16 protein-coding genes are annotated in these 25,657 nt (G+C 56.1%); 15 read left to right on the top strand and 1 reads right to left on the bottom strand.

The window, feature by feature from the left end; genetic code table 11:
* Nucleotides 1-201 precede the first annotated feature (201 nt).
* The 11 genes from KB449_RS32935 to KB449_RS32985 all read left to right on the top strand — a co-directional run bounded on the left by KB449_RS32935 (nucleotide 202) and on the right by KB449_RS32985 (nucleotide 19,940).
* A complete protein-coding gene (locus KB449_RS32935; protein WP_282912386.1) occupies nucleotides 202-1,950 on the top strand; it encodes a sensor histidine kinase in 1,749 nt (582 codons plus the stop codon).
* Nucleotides 1,947-3,530, top strand: a complete 1,584-nt coding sequence (locus KB449_RS32940) for a response regulator (protein WP_282912387.1) — start codon at nucleotides 1,947-1,949, stop codon at nucleotides 3,528-3,530. Before KB449_RS32935 ends, KB449_RS32940 begins: the two co-directional genes overlap by 4 nt.
* Before the next feature lie 1,561 nt (nucleotides 3,531-5,091).
* Nucleotides 5,092-6,012, top strand: coding sequence for an ABC transporter permease (locus KB449_RS32945; protein WP_282912388.1), 921 nt, complete (start codon nucleotides 5,092-5,094; stop codon nucleotides 6,010-6,012).
* Nucleotides 6,013-6,028: 16 nt separating this feature from the next.
* Nucleotides 6,029-6,961 (top strand): carbohydrate ABC transporter permease, encoded by a 933-nt coding sequence (locus KB449_RS32950; protein ID WP_282912389.1) that lies wholly within the window; start codon nucleotides 6,029-6,031, stop codon nucleotides 6,959-6,961.
* Between the two features lie 62 nt (nucleotides 6,962-7,023).
* Entirely contained in the window at nucleotides 7,024-8,625 is a 1,602-nt protein-coding gene (locus KB449_RS32955) for an ABC transporter substrate-binding protein (RefSeq protein ID WP_282912390.1), read from the top strand.
* 298 nt (nucleotides 8,626-8,923) lie between these two features.
* Nucleotides 8,924-12,613, top strand: a complete 3,690-nt coding sequence (locus KB449_RS32960) for a polysaccharide lyase family 8 super-sandwich domain-containing protein (RefSeq protein ID WP_282912391.1) — start codon at nucleotides 8,924-8,926, stop codon at nucleotides 12,611-12,613.
* A 196-nt stretch (nucleotides 12,614-12,809) separates the two neighbouring features.
* Nucleotides 12,810-14,561, top strand: a complete 1,752-nt coding sequence (locus tag KB449_RS32965) for an extracellular solute-binding protein (protein ID WP_282912392.1) — start codon at nucleotides 12,810-12,812, stop codon at nucleotides 14,559-14,561.
* A 114-nt stretch (nucleotides 14,562-14,675) separates the two neighbouring features.
* Entirely contained in the window at nucleotides 14,676-15,572 is an 897-nt protein-coding gene (locus KB449_RS32970; protein ID WP_282912393.1) for an ABC transporter permease, read from the top strand.
* A gap of 15 nt (nucleotides 15,573-15,587) precedes the next feature.
* A complete protein-coding gene (locus KB449_RS32975; protein ID WP_282912394.1) occupies nucleotides 15,588-16,466 on the top strand; it encodes a carbohydrate ABC transporter permease in 879 nt (292 codons plus the stop codon).
* Between the two features lie 117 nt (nucleotides 16,467-16,583).
* Complete coding sequence (locus KB449_RS32980; protein ID WP_282912395.1) at nucleotides 16,584-18,299, top strand: sensor histidine kinase; 1,716 nt, start codon at nucleotides 16,584-16,586, stop codon at nucleotides 18,297-18,299.
* Between the two features lie 15 nt (nucleotides 18,300-18,314).
* Entirely contained in the window at nucleotides 18,315-19,940 is a 1,626-nt protein-coding gene (locus KB449_RS32985; RefSeq protein WP_282912396.1) for a response regulator transcription factor, read from the top strand.
* 121 nt (nucleotides 19,941-20,061) lie between these two features.
* On the opposite strand, the gene KB449_RS32990 is transcribed toward KB449_RS32985, so the two are convergent.
* Nucleotides 20,062-20,481 carry an SRPBCC family protein gene (locus KB449_RS32990; RefSeq protein ID WP_282912397.1) on the bottom strand — a complete coding sequence of 140 codons (420 nt, stop codon included), beginning with the start codon at nucleotides 20,479-20,481 and terminating at the stop codon, nucleotides 20,062-20,064.
* 135 nt (nucleotides 20,482-20,616) lie between these two features.
* Between KB449_RS32990 and KB449_RS32995 the strand changes: the two genes are divergently transcribed.
* From KB449_RS32995 to KB449_RS33010, 4 genes are all read left to right on the top strand, one after another.
* Nucleotides 20,617-21,210, top strand: coding sequence for a TetR/AcrR family transcriptional regulator (locus tag KB449_RS32995; protein WP_282912398.1), 594 nt, complete (start codon nucleotides 20,617-20,619; stop codon nucleotides 21,208-21,210).
* Between the two features lie 7 nt (nucleotides 21,211-21,217).
* A complete protein-coding gene (locus tag KB449_RS33000; RefSeq protein ID WP_282912399.1) occupies nucleotides 21,218-21,679 on the top strand; it encodes a DUF2269 family protein in 462 nt (153 codons plus the stop codon).
* A 40-nt stretch (nucleotides 21,680-21,719) separates the two neighbouring features.
* Nucleotides 21,720-24,452 carry a DUF642 domain-containing protein gene (locus tag KB449_RS33005; protein WP_282912400.1) on the top strand — a complete coding sequence of 911 codons (2,733 nt, stop codon included), beginning with the start codon at nucleotides 21,720-21,722 and terminating at the stop codon, nucleotides 24,450-24,452.
* A gap of 860 nt (nucleotides 24,453-25,312) precedes the next feature.
* Nucleotides 25,313-25,654, top strand: a complete 342-nt coding sequence (locus KB449_RS33010) for a hypothetical protein (protein WP_282912401.1) — start codon at nucleotides 25,313-25,315, stop codon at nucleotides 25,652-25,654.
* Nucleotides 25,655-25,657 lie beyond the last annotated feature (3 nt).

Genomic DNA, 25,657 nt, shown 5'->3' on the forward strand with positions numbered 1-25,657 from the left:
CATAGCAATCCTATCGAGAGGGGCCGGCGGCCCCTCTTTTTTCTAGCCGCCTTTCCCGTCCGGATCAATGCCGACGGACGGCGCGTGAGACACCGGCCTTCGGGTCCGGTCGATGCCGAACATCTAGTAACCGCTCTCATTTCGTTGTAAAATGGGACAACCCTCGCAAGGAACGGATGCGAACGGAAAGGGAGCGCGCGCATGAGAAAGTTCCGGCTGAACCGCAAATACATCCCGTTTACCTATAAAACGATGCTGCCGTACCTGGCGCTGGTGCTGCTGACGGATATTCTGGTGGGCTACATCTCGTACACTATGCTCGTCGAGTCCCGGACCGAGATGGCGGAGACGAACATCCGCACCGCGATGCGGCAGACGAGCAACAATATCGAATACCAGATGGACGAGATCACGCGCATGACGAACTCGCTGTTTCTCAATACGACGTTCCAGAACGCGCTGCAATTCAAGGGTGATACCCGGGAGAACATGCTGAAAATGAAGGACGATATCGTGCCGTACATGAAGGCGCCGCTCCAGCTGTACGGCAACAAGCTGCGGCTCGTCCTGTACGCGGTCAACGAGACGATGCTCGAGATCGCCGGCGACGACATGTCGCAGCCGATCGGCCGCAGCGATTATTATGTGCTGTCGGCACAGGGCGTCGCGCAGGCGGAGTGGTTCAAGTCCGTCTCCCCGCCGAGCAGGGACAAGCTGTGGCTGCAGATCGACACCGATCGCGAGCTCGGGAACCTCTCCTATTTTCGCAAGCTGTTCGCGGCAAATGGCGCGCAGTCGCTCATCGGCTACATTCGCGTGACGGCGAGGTTCGACGAGCTGCTCGGCAACTTCGATACGTTTCCGATCGAGCAGGGCATCGCCCTCCGGCTGAAGGATAAGGCGACGGGCACGAGTCTGTACGAGCGCGGGACCGTGGCGTCGAACGCCGACGCGAGCGCCTATCTCGTCGTCAGCGAAGACATCCCCGACTCCGGCTATGCGATCGAGACCTGGGTGCCTCACCGCTACCTGAACAAAGACGCGAGCAAGATGCGAAGAGTGATCGGCGCCGTCTGCGCGATCAGCTTCGCGGTGATGGCGCTTATCGGCTTTCTGGTCGCCAGGCTGTCGGGCAAAAAAATGAAGCGGATCGTCTCGCTCGTGCGGTCGTTCCAGGAGGGCAACTTCTACAAACGGATCGGCTTCGCCGGCAACGACGAGTTCGTGTATATCGCCGACGCCTTCAATCAGATGGCCCAGAGCATCCAGGAGCTGATCCGGGACGTCTACGAGCAGGGCATGCAGAAAAAGCAGGCGGAGCTCGACGTGCTTCAGGCGCAGATCAGCCCGCATTTCCTGTACAACACGCTCTCGACGATCGGCAGCCTAGCGAATATGGGCGAAGCCGACAAGGTAACAAAGATGGTGCAGGAGCTTTCCAAATTTTACAGGCTGACGTTGAACGAAGGGCAAGTCTATATTTCTCTTGAAGCGGAAGTGGAACAGGTCAAGGCGTATCTGGACATCCAGCGGGTCAAGTATGCGAACGCCTTTCAGGTGTACTTCGACATCGACCCCGGCATCTTGCACGTGCGCATCATCAAGCTGGTATTGCAGCCTTTCGTGGAAAATATATTCAAGCACGCCTGGTTCGGGGAATCGATCGCGATCCGGATCACGGGCAGGCGGCTCGGCGGCGACCGGATCGAGCTGAAGGTCATCGACAACGGCATCGGCATGCGGCCGGATACGCTCAAAAGGATGCGTTCGAGCGAACCGAGCGCAGGCGGCTACGGCCTGAAAAACGTGGAGGAGCGAATCAAAATGAGGTACGGCAGCGACTTCGGCATCCAGATCGGCAGCTACTACGGCGCGGGGACGACGGTCGAGCTTATTTTGCCGATGGAAAACGCGGAGATTCGGGAAGACAAGGAGCGCGGCGATCAATGACGGACAACGATATCAACGTCCTGCTGGTGGACGACGAAGCGGTCGATCTCGAATGGCTGAGACGCAGGGTGGCGGGTCACGAGCAGTTGGCGGGCGCCAGCGTGCGTACGGCCTCGAGCGGATTCGCCGCGCTTAACTTGATGAAGCAGCAGCGGATCGACATCATCCTGTCCGACATCCGCATGCCGATCATGTCCGGCACCGAATTCGCGCGGCAGGCGAAGGAGATCAACCCGCAGGTATCCATCGTATTCATCAGCGGGCACGAGGACTTTGGTTATGCGAAGCAGGCGATTCAACTGAACGCCCACGGCTACCTGCTAAAGCCCGTCGAGGACGGCGAGCTGAATGCGACCTTGACGGAGCTGTGCGGCAAGATCGACCGGGAGCGCAAGCAGCATACATCGCTGACCGAGACGCTGTCGCTCGTCAACCAGGAGCTGCTGCTGCGCTGGTTTAACGAGTCTGCGCCGGGCGACGTCGAGGCGCATATCCGCAGCTTCCTGGCGCCGATGCTCCAGGGCGGCACCGCGGTCGCCATCGTCGAGATCGACGACATCGCGTGGAAGACGAGCAGCTCGACCGCCGAGGAACGTCGGGCATGGCTTGCTGGCGCGGCCGGGTTCATCCGCCGATTCGCGCAGGAACGCAACATGGGCCTTGTCATCGACGCCTACGACAGCCGCTTCGTCCTGCTGGCGGCCGTGCCCGAGCCGTCCTTCTCCGCGCTGCTCGAGGAGCTGATCCGGGCTTTTTACACCGAATTCGCCTTCTCCATGACGATCGGGACCGGGATGTACACGAGCGCGTTCGACCAGTTGCACGACTCCTACCGGCAGGCGCAGGCCGCGCTCAGCATCAAGTGGATCGTCGGCAAAAACCGACTCATCAAGGACGCCTCGCAGTGGCGCCCGAAGGAGCGGATCGCGCCTAATCTCGAGGAGATCGTCGACCGGATGCTGAAGGCGATGCTCGAGTACGACCTGACCGCGATCGACGATTGCCTGCTCCAGCTGTTCGACGGCGATCATCCGCTCTCGCAGAAGCACGAGATTTACGATCTCATCATCCGCATCACGTCCAAGCTTCATGCGGATCTGCGGCAGCTCAACGAGCATCTGTACGAGATTTTGAATTGGGACGCCCATCAGCCGCTCATCCTGTTCCAGTTCGAGACGGTGCACGACATATTGTCCTGGCTCAGAAGGCGGTTTTTCGAGCTGTCCGAGCTGCTCTACCTGAAGCGGCAGCGGCAGAAGCGCAAGCTGATCGACGACATCACGGCTTACGTGAAGGACAGGCTGGAGCAGAAGATTACGCTGAACGAAGTGGCCGCGCATTTCAACTTTACGCCGAATTACCTGGGTCAGCTGTTCAAGGCCGAGACCAACAGCCTGTTCAGCGACTTCCTGAACGACCTGCGCATGAAGCGGGTATGCGAGCTGCTCGAGGATCCGACCAAGAAGATTTACGAGATCGCGGATCAGGTCGGCTACAAAAACATCATCTACTTCAACCGCCAGTTCAAGCAGCACATGGGCATGTCCCCCGGCGAATATCGCAAGAGGCACAATATTTGAATCGCCGCCCTGACTCGACGCCCCCTTCACGAGACTCCTGTTCCCTCGGGATCAGGGGCCTCCTTTTTTTCTACGGCAGCATATCGCTGCGGGAGCCGCTAGCGGCAGCGAGTGCCGCTAAGCCCCGCGGGCCACGCGCTGCCGGGGCCGATAACGGCACCGCGTGCCGCTAAGCCCCGCGGGCTACCGCCGCCCGAGCCGATAGCGGCACCGCGTGCCGCTAAGCCCCGCGAGCGCGCGTCGCGTGAGCCGATAGCGGCACCGCGTGCCGCTAAGCCCCGCGAGCGCGCGCCGCGTGAGCCGATAGCGGCACCGGGTGCCGCTAAGCCCCGCGGGCTACGCGCCGCCAGAGCCGATAGCGGCACCGGGTGCCGCTAAGCCCCGCGGGCTACGCGCCGCCGGAGCCGATAGCGGCACCGGGTGCCGCTAAGCCCCGCGGGCTACGCGCCGCGTGAGCCGATAGCGGCACCGCGTGCCGCTAAGCCCCGCGGGCTACCGCCGCCCGAGCCGATAACGGCACGCGGTGCCGCTAAGCCCCGCGGGCTACGCGCCGCCGGAGCCGATAGCGGCACCGCGTGCCGCTAAGCCCCGCGGGCTACCGCCGCCCGAGCCGCTAGCGGCACCGGGTGCCGCTAAGCCCCGCGAGCGCGCGCCGCGTGAGCCGATAGCGGCACCGCGTGCCGCTAAGCCCCGCGGGCTACGCGCCGCCGGGGCCGATAGCGGCACCGGGTGCCGCTAAGCCCCGCGGGCTACCGCCGCCCGAGCCGATAGCGGCACCGGGTGCCGCTAAGCCCCACGGGCTACGCGCCGCCGGAGCCGCTAGCGGCACCGCGTGCCGCTAAGCCCCGCGGGCTACCGCCGCCCGAGCCGATAGCGGCACCGGGTGCCGCTAAGCCCCGCGGGCTACCGCCGCCCGAGCCGATAGCGGCACCGGGTGCCGCTAAGCCCCGCGAGCGCGCGCCGCGTGAGCCGATAGCGGCACCGCGTGCCGCTAAGCCCCGCGGGCTACCGCCGCCCGAGCCGCTAGCGGCACCGGGTGCCGCTAAGCCCCGCGAGCGCGCGTCGCGTGAGCCGATAGCGGCACCGCGTGCCGCTAAGCCCCGCGGGCTACCGCCGCCCGAGCCGATAGCGGCACCGGGTGCCGCTAAGCCCCGCGAGCGCGCGTCGCGTGAGCCGATAGCGGCACCGCGTGCCGCTAAGCCCCGCGGGCTACCGCCGCCCGAGCCGCTAGCGGCACCGGGTGCCGCTAAGCCCCGCGGGCTACCGCCGCCCGAGCCGATAGCGGCACCGGGTGCCGCTAAGCCCCGCGGGCTACGCGCCGCCGGAGCCGCTAGCGGCACCGCGTGCCGCTAAGCCCCGCGGGCTACCGCCGCCCGAGCCGATAGCGGCACCGCGTGCCGCTAAGCCCCGCGGGCTACGCGCCGCCGGAGCCGACGCATCCGATCGTATGCGTTTTCACCTCGATCGTTGAATTTGTATTATCTTTAGTTGTTCCGCTGAATTATGCCGCTTCGTCCTGCCTTCTATAATGAAAGCTACAGAGGAGAGAGGGGGAGCGGATATGCGGCTGCGCAGCTTCTGGCACGATGTGAAAAAATACAGGATGTTCTTGTTGATGCTGACCCCTGCGGTGGTCTTCTACCTTTTATTCGCTTATATCCCGATGGCGGGCATCGTCATCGCGTTCAAGCGCTACGATTACGCCGGCGGCATTTTCGGCAGCGCGTGGAACGGACTGGACAACTTCCGCTTTTTCTTCGATTCCGGCAACGCTTGGCAGGTGACGCGCAACACGGCGCTGTACAACGTCGCGTTTATCGTCGTGAACAACGCCCTGCAGATTTTCGCCGCGATCCTGCTGTTCGAAGTCGGAGGCAAGTGGTTTCGCAAAATCATTCAGTCGTCGCTGTTCCTCCCGTATTTCATCTCATGGGTCGTGGTCGGCGCCATCGCCTACAACCTGCTGAACTACGACATCGGTACCGTGAACGCCATGCTCAGAGGACTCGGGATGGAACCGGTCGACATCTACAACACGCCCGCCTACTGGCCGTTCCTGCTGGTGCTGGTGTCCGCCTGGAAGGGGCTCGGGTACGGCACGGTCATGTATCTGGCCGCCATCACGAGCATCGACACCGAGATGTACGAGGCGGCGGAGATCGACGGGGCGAACATTTTCCAGCGCATCCTGAAGGTGACGATTCCGAACCTTTACCCGACGATCATCATCCTGGTGCTGCTGGCGGTGGGCAACATTTTCCGCGGGGACTTCGGGATGTTCTACAACATGGTCGGCAACAACGGGATGCTGTTCTCCGCGACGGACGTCATCGACACCTTCGTCTTCCGGTCGCTCATCACGTCCAACGACATCGGCATGTCGGCCGCGGCAGGCGTCTTCCAGTCGGTGCTCGGCTTCGCCACGATCATGGCGGTCAACTATGCGGTACGGCGGTACGACAAAGACCGCGCCCTATTCTAAAGAGGAGGCTGATGACATGAGCGCAACGGAGCTGAATGCGGACAAGTCGTTCGCCAAAACCTCGGGCGTCAAAAAGACGGATCAGAAAATATTCGCCGCCATCGGGTACGGGGCGCTGACGATCATGGCGCTGCTCTGCCTGCTGCCGTTCCTGCTGGTCGTATCGTCGTCGCTCACGAGCGAGAACAAGATCATTACGGCGGGGTATCAGTTTATACCGACGGACTTTTCGGTAGAGGCGTACAGCATTTTGTTCAAATACCCGACCGAGATGATCCAGGCCTACCTGGTGACGATCGGGGTGACGATCGGCGGGACGCTGCTGGGATTGTTCCTGACCTCGATGACGTCCTACGCGCTGTCCCGCAGGGACTTCAAGTGGCGCAACGGCTTTTCGTTCTTCTTTTTCTTCACCACCCTGTTCAGCGGCGGGCTCGTCCCGTGGTACCTGCTCATCGTGAACTACCTGCACATGAAGGATACGGTGCTCGCGCTGATCGTGCCGCTCGTGCTCAACGTCTTTTACATCATCGTGATGAAATCGTTCCTCGGCGGCATTCCGGAGGCGATCGTCGAGTCGGCTAAGATCGACGGCGCAGGCGACTTCCGCATCTACGCGCAGCTGATTCTGCCGCTCTCCAAGCCGGCGCTCGCGACGATCGGGCTGTTCCTGGCGCTGGCCTACTGGAACGACTGGTACAACGCACTGCTGTTCGTCTCCGACGAGAAGCTGATGCCGCTCCAGTATTACTTGTACAAAATGCTGGGCAACATGGATGGCATGCGCAAGGCGATGATGGGCGCGGGGGCTGTGGTTACGACGGCGATCCCGACAGAGAGCCTGAAGATGGCGATGACGGTCGTCGCGACCGGCCCGATCCTGCTGGCGTACCCGTTCGTGCAGCGGTACTTCGTTCAGGGCCTCACGATCGGCGCGGTAAAGGGATGAATACGGGGCGACCCGGTTTATCGATAGAGCTTGATACGACTACCATTAGGGGGAAGATGGGCATGTTGAGAAAAAGCAGATGGACGATGTTCACGCTTTTGTTCGCTTTTGTGATGATCATGAGCGCATGCGGCAATAACAACAAGAATTCGGGGTCGTCAGCCAGTCAGAGTACGGAGCCGTCGAAGAGCGCATCGACTACAGCATCAGCCTCGGCCGCGAGCAGCAGTGCCGCCGCGCCGGCCGAAGGCGCCGTCGACACGTCCAAAGAAGTGAAGCTCAAAATGATCTTCGTCGGACCGAAGCCGGTGGACTACGATTCCGTTTTCGCCGAGATCAACAAGAAGCTCAAAGAGAAAATTAATGCGACAATCGAAGGCGAGTTCCTCGACTGGTCCGACTGGGCGCAGAAGTATCCGCTCAAGCTGGCCGCCGACGAGAACTTTGACCTGATCTACTCGGCTAACTGGGCGGGCTACAACGACCAGGCGCTGAAGGGCGGCTTCCTCGAGCTCACAGACGATATGCTCGCCAAGTATGCGCCGCAGGCATGGGCGAACATGTCCAAAGTCAGCTGGGATCAGGCGAAGGTCAACGGCAAGCTGTACATGGTGCCGCAGAACCGCGGAGAATCCGTTGAGAAGCTGATCCTGTACCGCGAAGACCTGCGCAAAAAATACAACCTGCCCGAGATCAACAGCCCTGAAGCGTATGCCACTTATCTGAAAACGATTGCGGAGAAAGAAAAGGGCATCGTGCCGTTTACCCCGGAGACGGGCGACTGGAAATTCCACAACCTCGACCGCGTGCTGCTCAAGCAGCAGAACGAGTGGAACATGTTCGACCTGGATATGCCGTTTGCCTTCAAGCTGACGGACGAGAAGGGGCAAGTATTCAACGTTTACAACACGCCGGAATTCAAGCAATTGGCGACGTATTACAAAGATCTCGCGGACCACAACGCCTGGTCGAAAAACGTCCTTAACAGCAAAAACGACCATCAGGCGGACTTCAAGGCGGGCAAGACGGCTTCGATCACGCACAACAATGGCACGCTCGGCGCGCTGATGGCACTCATGCGCCAGGAAAACTCGCCTTATGAAGTGGCGCTGGCGGACATCAACCAAGGCAAGAAAAAGTCGGTGGCGATCTCGACGCAGAACGGCACGTCGGTGCACGCGACCTCCAAAAACCCGGAGCGCGCGCTGATGGCGATCGATCTGCTGCAAAACGACAAAGAGCTGCACGACCTGGTCATGTACGGCATCAACGGCGTCCACTACGAGCCGGTCGGCGACGACAAGTACAAGGCGCTCGACAAGAACCCGAACTACACGGGCTTCTCCAACTGGAGCTTCAATTCGCCGCTCAACCGCGACAACGAAGCGTTCCCGCAAGAAGCATCCGACTTGGTCAAGAGTTGGGAAGCGAATGTGTACCACTACCCGCTCGAGACGTTCGTGTTCGACAACAGCAAGGTCAAGACGGAGATCGCCAACGTCGGCAACGTCATGCTGCGCTACGGCATCCCGCTCGAGTACGGCCTGGTCAAGGACATCGACAAGGGCCTGGCCGATCTGAACAAGCAGCTGGAGGCGGCGGGCATCGCCAAGATCCAGACCGAGCTGCAATCGCAGATCGACGCGTTTTTGGCTAAGAACTAAAGCGAACCGAACGGAACCGGACCGGCTATCTTCGTCAATAAGGCGAAGGTAGCCGGTTTTTTGCGTGGCGTCAGGCCCATGCAAGACATAACGTGCGTTTCCGTGCAAAACGCCACCTATATCCTGAAAATATGGCTAACGAAAGTTCATGATCTTTAGGAACGTTCATATCATTCGCAAATTTCGGGTGCGATAATAGGCGCGAAAGGAGGGTGGTTATTTAGCTTCTCTACGCGTACGAACCTCAAATTCGAAAGGGACGGTGGTTAAGTTGAAAAGGTTAAAGCAAAGATTGGGCATGATCATGAGTTTGAGTCTCTTATTCGCCTGTTTATCGCAGATCGGAATCGCAAGCGTAAGCGCGAACGATGCGTACGACGATTTGAGGATCAAATGGGCGGAAGCGCTTACCGGAGGCACGGGATACAATACGTCCGATCCGGACATTGCCAAAAAAGTCGCCATGGCGGCCCAGACGAGCTGGGGCAGCTTGAATAAGACGGCAGGCAGAACCTACTTATGGTCCGATTTAAACAATGCTGCCGATGCAACGGTCACGACCTATAATTTTGCCCGAGTCAAGGAAATGGCCGTCGCGTACAAAACGTACGGATCGAGTCTGTATGGGAATACCACGCTCAAAACGGATATCATTGATGCGCTCGACTGGTTGTATACGAATCGATATAACGAAACGACGGGGCCCGAGACATGGTATACCTGGTACGACCAGGAGATTGCCACGCCGCTCCAGCTGACCGACACCGTTATTTTAATGTACGATGACTTGATCGCGACCCCCGGTAAGATCACCAACTATATGAATGCGATATCGCATTTCTCTCCTGACCCCACTATGATATCGATGCACGATGCGGGGACTGTAAATGAAGCAACGGGCGCCAATCGCATTTGGAAGTCCCAGATCGTCGCGGTGCAAGGCGTGATTATGAAATCGAGCGCCAAACTGACGGCTGCCAAAGATGCGTTAAATCAAGTCATGGATTATGTCGTTAAAGACGACGGGTTTTATAAAGACGGTTCATTCGTCCAGCATCTTATATTCTCGTACAATGGCGGTTACGGAGCGAACCTGATACAGGATATCGCAAATGTCTTGTATTTATTGAACGGTTCGTCATGGCAATCCACCTATGCGGGCTTATCGAATGTTTATAATTGGGTCTACGATGCCTATGAGCCTTTTATCTATGACGGTTCTATGATGGACATGGTTAGAGGCAGGGAAATCGCAAGGTCCGAAACGCAAGGTAAGGTTATAGCCAATAAAGTGATGGGCGGCATTTTGCGGTTGGCTCAGATCGCCCCGCCCGCGGATGCGCAGCGGATGAAGTCCATGGTCAAATATTGGCTTCAACAAGATTCGGCTTCCAGCTTCTATAGGGACGCCAATTTGAGCGTGCTCCAGCTCGCAAAGGCGGTCATGAACGATACGAACATCGTCCCAAGAGGTCAGCTGTCGTTAGCCAAAGTATACGCGGGTATGGACAGAGCGATCAGTCTGAAGCCGGGATTCGGATTCGGCGTCAGCATGTCCTCCAAGCGAATCGCTAACTATGAGACGGGGATTAATCAAAATTATAAAGGCTGGTACACCGGCGAAGGGATGACTTATTTATATAATAACGATTCGCTTCAATATGTGGATTATTGGCCGACGGTCAACAAATACCGCTTGCCGGGTACGACGGTAGATACGATGGCTAGAGCGGATAACTCGGGTGCGGCCTACTTGAGTCCGAACACATGGACCGGCGGCACGGAACTGCTGAATCAATACACGGCGACAGGCATGGATTTGAAAGCCTATGGCAGCACGCTTAAGGCCAAAAAATCCTGGTTCACGTTCGACGATGAGATCGTTGCCCTGGGGAGCGGAATCAACAGTACGGATGGCAGAACGATCGAAACGACGATTGAAAATAGAAGTCTGAATAAAGCGAGCATCGCGCACGGGATCGATACGAACTCTGCGGCTGCGACCCCGGCGGGAAGCGAACCGATGCGATTGATGGTCAATCAAGTGACCGATAGCGGCAACGACGGCTTCAATTTACCGGAAAATACGCTGGATAATAACCTGAATACCAGATGGACTTCCTTGGGCGACGGCCAGTGGATTCAATACGATCTCGGAAAAGTGCAGACTGTCGCGTATGTCGGCATCAACTTCTTGAGTCAAACGGCCAGAGCCACCAGCTTTGATATCCAGGTGTCCAGCAACAACTCAGTTTGGACCACGGTCTATAGCGGCAGTTCCACGGTGGGGGGAACCGCAGCGGATATCCAAGTATTCAACTTCACGGATGTCAATGCGCGATATGTGAAGATTGTCGGCCATGGCAACACCTCTAACCAATATAACCACATAACAGAGGTGCAAATTTATGGCCCGAATGCGCTAAATTCAGTCATTCCGATCTCGGTTGCTCCGCTCAAAGCGTTGTCTACGACGAACAATCTCGAAACGATCGACAACGATATCTTTACGCGTTGGTCGTCCGTAGGCGATGGACAATCGCTGAAATACGATCTGGGAAGCAACGTGACGGTGGGGTATGCCGGCATCGGCTTCTTCATCGGCAATGTCCGGAAGTATTCGTTCGACATTCAGACCTCGACGGATGACGCCACTTGGACGACGGTATTCAGCGGTCAAAGCGTTTTGACTTCCGAAATACACGCTTACGACCTGACGGATTCGACGGCCAGGTACGTGAAAATCATTTTCCACGGGAATGATCTCGATCTGGGCAATCGGCTGTCGGAGATTCAGTTCTATGCGCCCAATGCGCTGGGAACGGTGCTTAATCCCCTGCACACGGCTACCAAATATAACGGCGACGAACAGCTGATCGTCAACGGCGTTACCAAGCCTGCCGGCTTGGGTTGGATAGAGCAGATGTCCGCCGTGTCCACCGTGTATATGGAAGGTACGGGAGGATACTACTTCCCTCAGCCTGCCGCGATAAAGGGCCTTAGAGAATCCAGGCAAGGCAACTGGGCGCAATTAAGCGTTCTGGGAGGGACAGCAAACGTTACCAAGAAATATTTGACCCTCTGGTACGATCATGGGACTAACCCGGTGGATAAGGATTATGCTTACGTGATGCTGCCGAATAAGACGGCGCAGCAAACGACGGCTTATAGCAACAATCCGGACATTTCCATCGTCGTCAACAATGCCAGCGTTCAGATGGTAAAGGAGAATGGATTGGGCATCACGGGGGCTAATTTCTGGACGCCGGATATCGCAGACGGTATCATCGCGTACAATCCTTCGTCGATTATGCTGAAGGATCAGGCCGGCGTCATGGACATTGCCGTATCCGATCCTACGCATCTCCAGGACAAAATTACGTATGAGATCACGAAGACAGGCGGTACCGTCACGCAAAAGGATTCGACCATCACGATCCTGCAATTAAGTCCGACGATCAAGTTCGAGGTCAATACGCAGGCCAAGGACGGGGCCTCGCATAAATTGTCGATTCAATACGATACGTCCGCCCCTATTCCGCCGACAAGCGCGATCTCGGTCGTGGACGACGTTTACGATTATTCGAAGATTTTCTCGCATACGGCCAATTTAGTGTTCAGCTCGTCCAATGCGGCCAGGATGGGAGGAGACACTTCCAAATTAGTCAGAACGAAAAATCTGCAAGAAAATGTCATCTACAAAGCATTCGGAAGCATGAATATGGATGCCTTCGACGTGGACACCTGGTTTGCGTATAACGAGCCCATCGTCGATTTTGAATTCTACGCTTCGCCGGATAATATCAACTACACGCTGGTTGCGCCTACCCGGACGGTGGTGCTGGGCACGGGAACGAATTATCACAAGGTTAGCTACAGCAATACGGTTCCGGCAGGCACCAAGTATTTAAAAATCGTATATATGAACAATACGGCCAATGCGTGGAATCCGGCGCTGGCGAGAGCCGTAATCACGAGCAAGCTCTGAAGAATATAGAAGATTCACTAGAAGATTCACTAAGAGATTCATAAGGGGACGAAGGAGCTTTCCGGCGCCTGGCGGCGACGGAGAGCTTTTTTTGATTCTGACTAAGGAAAGTTCATGTTCTTAAAAACCGATCATGTCCATCGATTTTGGCGAATGCCATAATGAGAATGCAAGATCCAATTCGAGGGGGAGTAAGATGAAACGGCATGGGAGAGCAGTCAAAGCATTAGCCGGCATCATTCTTTGCATGAGCATCATCGCCGGATGTTCGAGCAATAACGCGAAGGAATCGCAAACGAGCGAGGCCAGCGCGCAACCGTCCGCAAGCGCAAGCGCGAGTCCGACGGCATCGGCTAGTTCAACCGCGTCAGCGGCTCCCGCCGAGACGCAGGAGACGGCATTCACTAAATTCGATCCGCCCGTTACGATCTCGGCGGCGATTACGCTGCGGCCTTCCGATAAGCTCCGCTTCGGGGATACGACAGAGAACAATCCCGTCACGCGTTGGCTGAGCGAGAACCTGGGCATTATCACCAAGTTCCAATGGGTGGTCACGGATACCGCCGCATTCGAGACCAAAGTGCGCCTGGCGCTTGCTAGCGGCGAGGCTTTGCCGGATGTGCTGTACACGGGCGGAAGCCTGCTCGAAGAGCTGATCGATTCCGGCAAAATTCAAACCATCGACGAAGCCTACGAGAAATACGCCTCGCCAAGATTAAAGGACTTGTACGCCAAAAACCCGGCCGTATGGGCAACGGCCAAGAGAGACGGCAAAATTATCGGTCTGCCGGATGTCGCCAATGGTGTCGTCGGCAACAAGGTCATGTGGATTCGCCAGGATTGGCTGGATAAGCTGCAGCTGAAGGCGCCGACCAATGTCGAGGAGTTCGAAAAGGTGCTGGATGCCTTCACGAACCAGGATCCCGACGGCAACGGCAAGAAGGACACGTTCGGCATGGCATTCGGCGCCAACACTGGCTACCACAAGCCGACTAACAATTACATGGCGGACAGCGAGTTTTTGTTCGGACAGGATCAGCCTTACCTGTGGATCAAAGGCGACGACGGACAGCTGTATTACGGCGCCAACAGTCCGAATGTCAAAAAGGGATTGGCCAAATTGAACGAGTGGTTTAACAAAGGCTACTTCAATCCCGACTTCGGCACGATGGACGCGGCGCAGGCGATGGCGGACTTCACTTCCGGAAAAGCCGGAATCGCCATGGCGGCGGGCTGGGCAGGCGGTTGGCCGATCGGCACGGCGGTGCAGGAAGCGAAAAGCAAAAACCAAACGCTCAATATTAAGCCGTATCCGATCCCGTCGGGCATCACGGGCGAGGTGGGCCGTCAAGAATCGCAGCCGTCCTACGGTACCTATGTATTCCGCAAAGGCTTTAACAATATGGAAGCCGTGTTTAAATACTACGACACGATGTACGGCTGCCTGATCGAGGATCCGAAATGCCCGTTCGCCATCGGGCAGGGCGAAGGCTACGATTACGTCATGAAAGACGGCAAACCGGATTGGAAAAACGTTCCCGACGGACTGGTGAGCCTGAGCAGATACTTGATTTTCCCTTCGAACGGAACCGCGCCGACGAACGTCATGGAAGGCCCGAGCATTTACCAGCGCGTCGCCGCAGGTAAACGGGATAATGTGTTCGAACAAAAACTGGCGGCAAGCAACGACAGTTTGGCCATCGAGGGCTTCTCGGTCGCGTACCAGCAGATGGATAAAGACGTGAAAAACGGCTTCTACGGCGCGAATACGCCGACGATGAAGGAGAAATGGGAGCAGCTGAATACGCTGGAGGACCAAGCTTACTTGCAAATTATTTACGGGAAGAAGAGTCTGGATTACTTCGATACCTTCCTGAAGCAATGGCATGACCAGGGCGGCACGCAAATTACCAAAGAAATTAACGAAGCCGTTGCCAAACAGCAATAAGGCACGCCATTTATAAGGCAAAAAAATACGGAGCGCAAAGATCCACTTTGTTCTCCGTATTTTTTTCTGAATGAGCATTCCCGTCCTACGGACGAAGACAGGAGATTACCAAGGATGAAAACCTTAAACCTGAGAAAAACATGGCCGCTGCATGTGTTTTTATTGCCCTCGGTCCTGCTGCTCATCCTATTTAATTACATCCCGATGGTCGGGTTTATGATCGGCTTTGAGGACTTTAAGCCGTGGCTGGGCATTTTTAAATCTCCGTTCGTCGGTTTGAAGCATTTTAAGTTCATGTTCCATGATCCGGTGGCGCTGCAGGTGATCTGGAATACGCTCCTGATCGCCGTATTAAAAATCATAGCCGGTTCGATCGCTCCGTTCGCTTTTGCGCTGTTGCTCAATGAAGTAAGAATGATGTTATTCAAGCGGACGGTCCAATCCCTTGTTTATTTGCCCCATTTCATCAATTGGGTCATTCTCGGCGGGATTTTGACGGATATTCTCTCCACGAACGGTTTGATCAATCAGTTTTTAGGCTGGCTGGGCGTGAACAACGTTGATTTTCTCCAAAGCGGGAACTGGTTTCGCGCGACATTGATTATCAGCGATGTGTGGAAAGAGTTCGGGTTCGGGACCATTCTCTATCTGGCGGCCATGGCGGGGATCAATCCGAATATGTACGAAGCCGCCGATATCGATGGCGCCAACAACTTTCAAAAGGCGATTTATATGACGATTCCGGCCGTTATTCCGATTGCGATCGTACTGGTGACCTTGTCGCTGGGCAATATCTTGAACGCGGGCTTCGATCAAGTATTTAACATGTATAATCCGTTGGTTTACCCCAAAGGGGACATTATCGATACGTACGTGTATCGTGTCGGTTTGCAGCAAGGCTCCTTCAGCTTGGCCACGGCGGTCGGATTTTTCAAATCGGTCATCGGATTTATTTTGATCGCCACCACTTATCGATTGGCGGCCAAATACGCGAATTACAGAATCTTTTGAGAGGAGGGATAAGACATGCTCAAATTATCGTTATCGGACCGGATGTTTCAAATCGCCAACCATTTGTTTTTGGCGTTGATGGCTGTACTTTGCATACTGCCGATGGTTCACGTACTGGCCGTCTCCTTAAGCTCCGATTACGCGACGACCTCTTATTTGGTGAAGTTTTGGCCGATCGGATGGAACCTGGATGCGTATAAGGCGGCACTGGAGAGCAACAATTTTATTGTTGCCTTCAAAGTCAGCGTGCTGAGAACTGTATTGGGCACGCTGCTCACGATGTTCCTCACGATGCTGGCTGCCTATTCGATGTCGAAGGACGACCGGTACTTTAAAGGGAGAACGCTATACGCCTGGTTTTTCGTATTTACGATGCTGTTTCACGGCGGATTAATACCTACCTATCTGGTCGTTCAGAAGTCGGGCTTGACCAACTCGATCGCGGCTCTTATCCTGCCGGTCGCCGTGAACGTCTTCAACGTCGTGCTTATGATGAACTTCTTTCGAGGCATCCCCAAGGAGCTGGAGGAAGCGTCCATGATCGACGGCGCCGGGCACTTCCGCGTCCTGTTTACGATCTTTTTCCCGATCTCCCTGCCGTCGATCGCAACGCTGTCCTTATTTACGATGGTCTTTCACTGGAACTCCTGGTTCGACGGCATGATTTATATGAATCAAGCGGATCAATTTCCGCTCGCCACCTTTCTTCAAGCTTTGATCGCCGGATTCGATTATACGAAGATCGGCCTCAACCCGTCCGATTTGGAGCAGCTGTCGGAGCGTTCGCTTAAATCGGCCCTCATGTTCATCGGGATTTTCCCGATCCTGCTCGTATATCCCTTTTTGCAGAAGTATTTTGTTAAAGGAATGACTTTGGGGTCTGTAAAAGAATAGGGGATCGTCATATGATGAAGAAGTAGATTCGGGCGTGCCGGCGGCTCATGTAGATGGGCTGGTCCGGTGCCGCGGCACGTCGAATTCATCGAGGTCTTTCATGGGATGGGGAAGCCAATGAACCTGATTACGAAGGTGATCCTGCTTATCGTTATGATTCTGATCCCCATTCTAGGGCTCTATGCTTATTCGTATCGACAGTCCGTTCATGTCATAGAAAATCAGATCAATACGAGAAACGAAGAGAAGCTGGCTAACTTCCTCAATCAAATCGAAATTCTCTTGGACCAGAATATGCTTTTCGCCGCATTGGCGACCAAAGATCCCGAGATCAAAAGCGTAGCCTTCGGAAACTTGCCTGAATCGGGTTATGACCGTTTTAATGTGATTCAATCTCTTCAAAGCAAGCTCAGCTTGTTTAGCATTACGAATAAAATCATGAATGTCATCTCCATCTATTTCCCGAGAAGCCAATTGTTCTTAACAACGGATACGACCTCGGTGTTCGAGCGAGATGCGTTTTTCAAAAGCTACACGCCCAATTGGCGGCTGAACAAAGTGGAAGTTAACGGTATCCCCATGGATGCCTTTTCCCGGTTTTTTGCATCCCCTCTTCATGAGGATCCGGACGGTCTCATGAATGCCGAGCTGATCATTCGCGTGGATTTTTTCACGCAGAACATTACCAATTTGCTGGACGGGTTTAAGCTGGCGGGCAATAGCGACGCCTTTTTTTATCGAAGCGCGGACGAAGTGGTATACAGCAGTACGGCCAATACGCAAAGAATCAAGCAGCTTCTGCAAAACTATCCCATGGATCAGTATACGAGCCAATCCAAGTTCCACGATATCGTGTCCATCGACGGCAAGAAGTATCTGCTGTATACGCTCGCTTCGAGCAAGGTGGATTGGAGCCTGGTCGATATCGAGCCGCTGGACGAGATTCTGAAGCCGGTCGTTCACAGCAGAAATTTATTTTATGCGATTTTGTTGCTGCTGCTGTTGTTGGGCACCCTGGCGGCATCGCTATTGTATTTTCATATTCAGGTTCCCATTCGGATTCTGATCCGCGGCGTGGAGCACATTAAAAACAAAAATTTCGGCTATCGGATCAGGAAGCGGCGCAACAATGAATTTCAGCAGCTGTTCGATTCCTTTAACGGCATGGGCATGGAGATCGATCATTTGTTGAAGCGCGTCTACGCGGAAGAGATTCGTTCCAGAGAAGCCATCATGAAGCAGCTTCAGTCGCAGATCAACCCTCATTTTCTTTATAATTGTCTGGCCTATATGATCAATATGGCCAAGATGAACAACAACAAATCCGTCATTGCGATGGCGCATAACCTGGGGGATTACTACAAATATACGACCCGCAACGAAACGCTGGTGACGACTTTAATCAATGAAATCGAACTGGCCGTTAACTATATGAACATCATGAATCATCAATTGGATAAATTTCAGTATACTTGCGATATTCCCGAATCGATGAAAACGATCAAGATACCGAAGCTCATCTTCCAGCCGATCATCGAAAATGCGATCGTGCACGGTCTTGAAGAGATTTTAGAGGATGGATGGATTACGATCGTAGGCATAGAGGAGCCGGACGGTTATCGTCTCGTCGTCGAGGATAATGGACCGGGCCTGTCAAGGGAGGCGCTGGAAGCGCTTAAGTCGAAAATCGCCATGGAAAATAACGAAAGCGAACAAACCGGGCTATGGAACGTTCACCACCGCTTCAAATATTATTTTGGTCCGAACTCCGGTATGCTATTGAACCATTCGGCGCTGGGCGGTTTAAAGGTCGAACTCTATTGGGGCAAATGAAAGGGCGTGAAAGCGATGTTTTCTTTGTTGATCGTGGACGACCACAAGCATCAGGTCGATACGCTGGCGGCTACCGTAGACTGGAATGAAATCGGCATCACCGCCGTTCATAAAGCCTACGGGGGGCAAAGCGCGCTGGCGATCATCGAAGCGCACCCGATCGACATCTTGATCACCGATATTCACATGCCCGGCACGACAGGGCTCGATCTGATCGAATTCATCGACAGGCGCCATAAAAAAATAGACAGCATCCTGCTCACCGGCTATGCGGAGTTCGAATACGCCAAAAAGGCGATCGAGCTGCACGCAGTCGATTATTTAATCAAGCCCGTTCGGGATGAAGCGCTGCTGGAGTCGGTGAAAAAGGTGATTGCCAAACGCCAAACCGACTTGCGCCATCATCAAAGCTTCGAGCATGCGACCTCGCTTCTTCATCAAAACTTGCCTTTGCTGAAGGAAAACCTGCTGCACGATCTTTTGCAGGGGGTCATACTGACGGGTAATCAATTGGCGGAAAAGCTGGGCATGTATCAAATTCCGGTGAAGATCGGAGATTACGTTAAATTAGCCGTCATTAAATTCGATCCCGGCTTCTACGAATCCTACGACGCGTACGATATAAAGTTATTCGAATATGCGATCAAGAATATAGCGGAGGAGCTGCTGTCGCCCCATTTTCATCTGTGGTCCGGCAAAGCGATGCAAGGCAACTTAACGTTACTGCTGCTGCCCCATTCAGCGACAGCCGGGGGGGCGGACGCTTGGACGCCGTCATGCCAGGACACGTTGGCGTCTTCGGCCAAGCGTCTGGTGGAGCAGGTCGAACAGTATTTAAAAGGGAAAGTTGCCGTCTACGTCTCGAGCCCGGCGCCATTTCCAAAGGAAGTCCATTCCGTCTACCGGTCGGTGTTGTCTACCGTGATGAAGTCGGGGGAGAGACAAGGTTTTTTTGTCGTAGCGCCGGACGCTGCCCCTCATCGAAAACTGACGCCGCTTAGCACGCTCTATCAAGTACCGATGCTCGTGCAGTTGATGGATATGGGGGATATGGAGAAAATAAACGGAAAGTTCTCGACCATATTTAATGAACTGGAGCAGTTTCATCCGGATTCGCAAGCGCATATCCGCGAAGCCTATTTGCATCTGCTCAGCTGCTTCACTTATCTGGCACATAAGAAAGGCATCGTGCTGGAGGATATCATAGGGACTGTATCGTCGCATTCGGAAAGTCAGGTTTTTCATTCCGCCAAGCAATTAAAAGCGTGGAGCGGGATCATTCTGGAGGCGTTGATGAACGATGCCCCCGTTAAAAACGACGAGAACCACCGGCAGCTGGTCCATAAGATCCATAGCTATATTGAGCAAAATCTGGGGAAGGACCTCAATCTTCAAACGATCAGCGAGGCCGTCTATCTGCATGCGGTTTACTTGTCGAAAATTTACAAAGAAATCACGGGCATGAACTTGAGCGAATACATTTTGCGCGTGCGCATGGAAGAAGCCAAAAATCTGCTGGAAAATACGTCGTGTAAAATTTACGAGATCACCGAAAGAGTCGGCTACCAGAGTCCTCAGCACTTCATCAGGCGATTCAAGCAATATTACGGCGTGACGCCGGAGATCTATCGCAAGAGGTGAGCCGGTCGTAAAAGAGGCGAGCCGGTCGCAAAGGAGGTAAGCCGGTCGTAAAGGGAGAGGTGTCGTTGCGTTTGCGCCGACCGGCGCGGGCTTGCGCCGATCGGTTTCGCATTCGGATCGTTTACCGAACGCTCCCTTTCGCCTCGGCTTCGATCGTCTGCTTCATCACCTGCGACCCGCGGTCGACGCGCGCCTGGATCTCGGCAGCCAGATCGTCCGGCAGAAAGTCCGTCGTCCATACGAGCCGGGCGACGCCTTGTTCGTGCGGGAACACTTGGAGCGAAGCATGGTGATGCAGCAGCGGGGTCTGGCTCTCGACGACGGCATAAGCCATGCGATACGCCTCGTCGTCGACGGACACGATGTACTCGCGCACGACGTTGCCGCCCAGCATCGTCAGCGTCCGTTCATGACCGTTCATTCGCGTATCCTCCGTATACCTGGGAACAAGGCGGCGATGGACGGCTCCGACGTCGCGGACGGCGTCCCATACCTGTTCTGGCGTAGCATCGATGAGGATCTCCTTGCGAATCGTTGGCAAATGATCACGCTCCTTGCGTCCAGTATATGGATGCGCGTTGTTTGCGGTCAAGCGTCAGAATTACACATTTACAAACCGCCAGTCGGTATATATAATAAAGGGCAAGAATGGATGCTTGAGGGAGGTTGTACGGCAATGAAGCAAGAGGAGCGCAGGCAGCAAACGACCCAGCGATTGTTGGAGGCGACCAAGTTCTTGATCGCGGAGAAGGGCTGCCAGGCGATCACGATGCAGGACATCGTGAGCAGGTCCGGCCTGTCCAAGGGCGCCATCTTCCACTACGTAAAGAACAAAAACGAAATTTTCGTCTGGGTGCTACAGGAGCGCCTGGAAGAGACCAACGCAAGCTTCATGAACGAAGTCGAGCAGGGTAGGCGAACCTTCGACGAGCCGATGCGGAGAATCGGGGACAGTATCGTCGCTTACGACAATCCGCAGGACATCACGAACAAGGTGCTGGTGTACCTGCTCGGCAAAGAAGACGATCCCACGGTCGCTGAGGCGCTGCGGCAGTATTATGAGCGATCCGTTCAATTGTCCAAAACGTGGATCGAGACCGGGCAGCGGTACGGCGTCATTCCGGCGACGGTGGACGCGGACAAGACGGGAGACCTGTTCACGCTCATGACGCTAGGCCTTCGGATCCGTTCCAGCATCCCGCGCGCGCAGGCGATCTATAGAGCCGAGGATTTGACGGCGTTTATCCGAGATATGTTGACGAGAGGATGAGGGACTCATGCATGGATGGTTAGCGCTCCATTTGATCGGCGTCGTATTGATGGTCGGCAATATCGCCACGGCCGCCTTCTGGAAGGTCAGGGCGGACTTGACCGGGAACCCCGTCGTCATTCATCAGGCCGCCAGAAACGTCATGGCCGCCGACTACGTTTTCACCATCCCGGGTCTTGCGCTCATTCTGGTCTCCGGCATCGTTATGGCGGAGCGGTCGGGCGCTTCGCTGTCGGGTCTGAACTGGCTCACCCTGTCGCTAATCCTGCTGGCGGTCACGGGACTCATCTGGCTGGGATTGCTCATACCGCTGCAGCGCAAGATGATTCGATCGAGCGCGAGGAGCGCAGATACCGGCACGATCGCAGAGGACTACCGCCGCGCTTCGCGTCAGTGGGCGATTTACGGCATCGCCGCAACGTTTTTGCCGATCGTCATCCTGTATTTGATGGTCATGAAGGGTTTTTAAAAATCGACCGCTATTTTTCAACCAAATACGAAAATCGATCATGTCATCTCCTGCCCCCCTGCTGTCATACTGGGATCAGCCGACTCCTCCTATTCCGCTGCCGCGACGACCCGTCGGCATTCCACGAATCGAAGGGAGAAGATTGATGAAGTTGACACGCAAGGCCAGAAGCAGGTTGCTCGCCGGTCTTTGTCTGCTCCTCTCGCTCATGCCCTCCGCCTTCGCTTTCCCGCATCCAGCCTCCGCCACCGCCGTTCACACCGTCACGATCAACCCGAATACCGTCGTCCAATCGGATTACAAGGGCGTCGGCGTCAACCTCATTCCGAGCGCGCTCATGGCGAAGTCCAGGGAGCAAGGGTACACGACCGCGCACTGGGAAATGGACAAAGAGCGCATCCTGGCGATGAAGCCCAAGGTGGCCCGCGTCTGGTTCCAGGTCGACTGGATGGAGCCGTCCAAAGGGTCCTACTCCTGGGACAATCTGAAGATGCAGGCGTTTTACCAGTACCTTGACGTCCTGAAGAGCGCGGGGACCGAAATCGAACTGAATTTCGGCTGGAAAAACGGCTCGACGATCCACAGCTGGTTCCCGATCGCAGGTAGTACGACGCCGTACGAGAGCGCGCCGGCGGATCTGGACGCGTTTGCCGCTTCGGCTTCTGCCGCCTTGCAGCAGCTGATCTCGGTCAGAGGCTACACGAATATCAAGTACATGACGTTTTACAATGAGCCCAACGGCTCGTGGGACTTCGAAGCGCCGGGCGACCAGAAGCTCTACTACGCGAATATGGTCAAAAAAGTGCACGACCGGCTCGTCGCCGACGGCCGCCGAAGCCTGGTGAAGCTGTGGGGACCCGAGGAGACGGGGGCGCCGGACTGGACGCAGTATATGAAAACGAACATCGACAGCTATCTCGACGGCTACAGCTTCCACGTCTACGGCGAGCCGTATGCGACGCTGAGCACGGCGATCTCCGCCCGAACGTCGGTGGCCGGCTCCAAGCCGGTGTATCTGACCGAGTTCGGCTGGGCGGGCGACAACGACAGCGGCTGGGACTCCGGCTATGCCAACACCGTCATCAAGTCGGCCAACGAAGGCGTGAACGGCGCGCTGGTCTGGCAGCTGAACGGCGGCTACTCGACCGATCCCGACGGCAGCACGAACGGCAACTACGACCTTTACGACGCGTTGTACACGGGATTGACGCCCAAAAAAGCATTTTACGCCGCCGGGCTGCTCGCGCGTTACATTCCGGCGCACAGCTCGGTCGTGGCCGTCAATACCGGCTCCGCCGACATTCGGGCTGCCGCCTTCAAGACGAGCGGCGGCGACTACACGATCGTGCTGGAGACGAAGGCCGGCACTGATCGCAATGTCACGTTCAACTTCAGCGGCGTCAACGTCGGCAAGACGTTCCGCAAGCACGTCTACCAGGACACGGTCGCGCTGAACGCCAATGCCACGATCCCGAAGTCCGTCGCGAGCTTCGCCGCGGGCACCTCGTTCACCGATGGCGCGATCGACGCGAACTACAACGTGATCGTCTACACAACGCTGCCGGCGCAGACGCAGGTGGAGGTGTCGCCGGTCAATCCGACCGTGACGGCAGGCCAATCCGTCACGCTGGCCGCAAGCGTCGTCGACAATTCCGGCGGCGTGACCTGGAGCGTCGTCGGCAGCGGCAACGGCACGATCTCGAGCGGCGGCGTCTACACGGCGCCGCGCGTCATCATCAGCAAGCTGGTCGCCGTGAAGGCTGCCAGTACGGCCGATCCGTCGAGCTACGGCATCGCGCTCGTCCGGGTGAATCCGGACGGCTCGGCGCTGCCTGCCAACGCCGGATTCGAATCGCCCGCCACGACGGGCACCGTCGTCGGTCCGACGACCGCCGGATGGACGTTCAATTCCCGGGCGGGCATCCAGCGCAACGGCAGCGTCTTCGGCGCGATGGACTATGCGCCCGAAGGGCTGCAGACCGCCTACCTGAAGACGGACGGCGGCGTGGCGGGCGAATTCAGCCAGAGCGTGACGCTGACCGCGGGAACTTATACGCTGAGCTTCAAAGCCGCGCAGCGCGCGAGCTTCGGCGGCGCCCAGTCGTTTAACGTCCTGGTCGACGGCGCGGTCGTCGGTTCGTTCACGCCCTCCGCCGGCGGTGCCTTTTCGCTTTATACGACAGGGACGTTTGCAGCGTCGGCCGGCAGCCACGTGATCAAGTTCGCCGCCACGACGACCGCCGGGGACAATACCGCGTTCATCGACGAAGTGATGCTGAGCCCGGCGACCGCAGTCACCGTCACGGGCGCCGGCTTCGAGACGCCGTCCGTCGCCGCCGCGTCGACGAAGACGGCCTGGGGGCCGGCGACCTATGGGGGCTGGACGTTCAACAGCCGCGCCGGCATCCAGTACAACGGCAGCGTGCTGGGTCCGTCCGCGAATGCGCCCGAAGGCGTGCAGACCGCCTATCTGAAAACGGACGGCGGCGTGTCCGGCGAGTTCAGCCAGAGCGTGGTGTTCCCGTCGGCCGGCACGTACAAAGTGACCTTCAAGGCGGCTCAGCGCACGAGCTTCGGCGGCGTTCAGTCGTTTAACGTCCTGTACGACGGCGCCGTCATCGGCTCGTTTACGACGACGGCCGGGACTTACGCCTCGTTCGCCACCGTCAACTTCGCGGCAACGGCCGGCAGTCACACGATCAAATTCCTGGCCACGACGACGACCGGGGACAACACGGCCTTCATTGACGACATCGCGATTACCGCAGCATGACGCCGTGCTCTTAGGCACAAGAAAAGCCACCCAAAAGATGGCATAAGATGGTATGATATAATTTGTACGACTCGCCTAGACGGGGTAGTCCGCCTCCAGATCGGAGGTGAGGCTATGACATTTTCTTTTCAGGAAGTAATGATGCTTGGTATGTTCGTCCTGGCATTGCTTACTTACTTGAATAAAAGAAAATAACCCGCCGAGGTTGTCGCCACAGCGCGGGTTATTCGTTGGTCGCTCGACTGGAGGTAACCCCGCCGAAGCAGTTGTGCAGGAAGTCGGTGTTTGGCGCACCGGCTTCTTTTGTTATTCTAAGCATATCATACCCGCTTTAGACGTCAACTATTTTATACTGCTTTAGCTTTTGCGCAAACCATACCACATTATTTGGTTAGGATGCGCTACTAGAGCAGCGCTTGAAGCGCCGAGGTCCGGTGCAACGCCAACTACTGCCCATGGGCAGCACTTGATAAGCCATATCCCCGTGCCCCCGCCAAGTACTGCCCTAGAGCAGCGCTTGAAGCGCCAAAGCCCTGTGCCCCAGTCCACTACTGCCCTTGAGCAGCGCTTGAAGCGCCAAAGCCCTGTGCCCCAGCCCACTACTGCCCTAGAGCAGCACTTGATGCATCAAGGCCCCGTGCCCTCGCCAAGTACTGCCCATGAGCAGCACTCGATGCCCTGCCACATCGCAATCTCGCCAAACTGCGACCATTCGTCCATATTTCACAAGCGGCTGCACACCCAACCACCAGGCACTGTTTCCAGTGGTCATATCCTAACCCGGACAAACAGTCTCTTTTCACTTTGACACTAAAACATCATGTGTATACAATTGTATACATAAAGGAGCGTGTATATAGATGCGTGACCATAAAGGAAGAGGCGATAGAGACTGCGAGGGCGGTCATAAAGGCAGGCATCATCATGGCGCGAAGACGTTTCGCCGCGGCCGGGCGCTGGAGTTTTGGCAGATGCTCGACGTTAAGCGCAAAACGCTGAGGCAGCAGCTGGAAGCGCCGGAATACCGGGAGATCAAGACGATCCTGCTCGGCGAGCTCAAGGCGATCGAGCAGATCATCGACGAATACACCAGGCACTTCGAGCTGCATCGGACTGAAGAGGAGGCGGACTCGCCCGGAGAATCGTCCGGGGACTCGCCGACGGAACCGACGGCGCAGGAGACCGAAGAAGGGGGAGCTTGAACC

Source organism: Cohnella hashimotonis (genome assembly GCF_030014955.1).
In the GTDB taxonomy this organism is placed as follows: domain Bacteria; phylum Bacillota; class Bacilli; order Paenibacillales; family Paenibacillaceae; genus Cohnella; species Cohnella hashimotonis.

Excerpts from the sequence above, each read along its gene's own strand:
- KB449_RS32935 (WP_282912386.1), top strand. The coding sequence starts at position 202 with ATGAGAAAGTTCCGGCTGAACCGCAAATACATCCCGTTTACCTATAAA.
- KB449_RS32940 (WP_282912387.1), top strand. The coding sequence starts at position 1,947 with ATGACGGACAACGATATCAACGTCCTGCTGGTGGACGACGAAGCGGTC.
- KB449_RS32945 (WP_282912388.1), top strand. The coding sequence starts at position 5,092 with ATGCGGCTGCGCAGCTTCTGGCACGATGTGAAAAAATACAGGATGTTC.
- KB449_RS32950 (WP_282912389.1), top strand. The coding sequence starts at position 6,029 with ATGAGCGCAACGGAGCTGAATGCGGACAAGTCGTTCGCCAAAACCTCG.
- KB449_RS32955 (WP_282912390.1), top strand. The coding sequence starts at position 7,024 with ATGTTGAGAAAAAGCAGATGGACGATGTTCACGCTTTTGTTCGCTTTT.
- KB449_RS32960 (WP_282912391.1), top strand. The coding sequence starts at position 8,924 with ATGATCATGAGTTTGAGTCTCTTATTCGCCTGTTTATCGCAGATCGGA.
- KB449_RS32965 (WP_282912392.1), top strand. The coding sequence starts at position 12,810 with ATGAAACGGCATGGGAGAGCAGTCAAAGCATTAGCCGGCATCATTCTT.
- KB449_RS32970 (WP_282912393.1), top strand. The coding sequence starts at position 14,676 with ATGAAAACCTTAAACCTGAGAAAAACATGGCCGCTGCATGTGTTTTTA.
- KB449_RS32975 (WP_282912394.1), top strand. The coding sequence starts at position 15,588 with ATGCTCAAATTATCGTTATCGGACCGGATGTTTCAAATCGCCAACCAT.
- KB449_RS32980 (WP_282912395.1), top strand. The coding sequence starts at position 16,584 with ATGAACCTGATTACGAAGGTGATCCTGCTTATCGTTATGATTCTGATC.
- KB449_RS32985 (WP_282912396.1), top strand. The coding sequence starts at position 18,315 with ATGTTTTCTTTGTTGATCGTGGACGACCACAAGCATCAGGTCGATACG.
- KB449_RS32995 (WP_282912398.1), top strand. The coding sequence starts at position 20,617 with ATGAAGCAAGAGGAGCGCAGGCAGCAAACGACCCAGCGATTGTTGGAG.
- KB449_RS33000 (WP_282912399.1), top strand. The coding sequence starts at position 21,218 with ATGCATGGATGGTTAGCGCTCCATTTGATCGGCGTCGTATTGATGGTC.
- KB449_RS33005 (WP_282912400.1), top strand. The coding sequence starts at position 21,720 with ATGTCATCTCCTGCCCCCCTGCTGTCATACTGGGATCAGCCGACTCCT.
- KB449_RS33010 (WP_282912401.1), top strand. The coding sequence starts at position 25,313 with ATGCGTGACCATAAAGGAAGAGGCGATAGAGACTGCGAGGGCGGTCAT.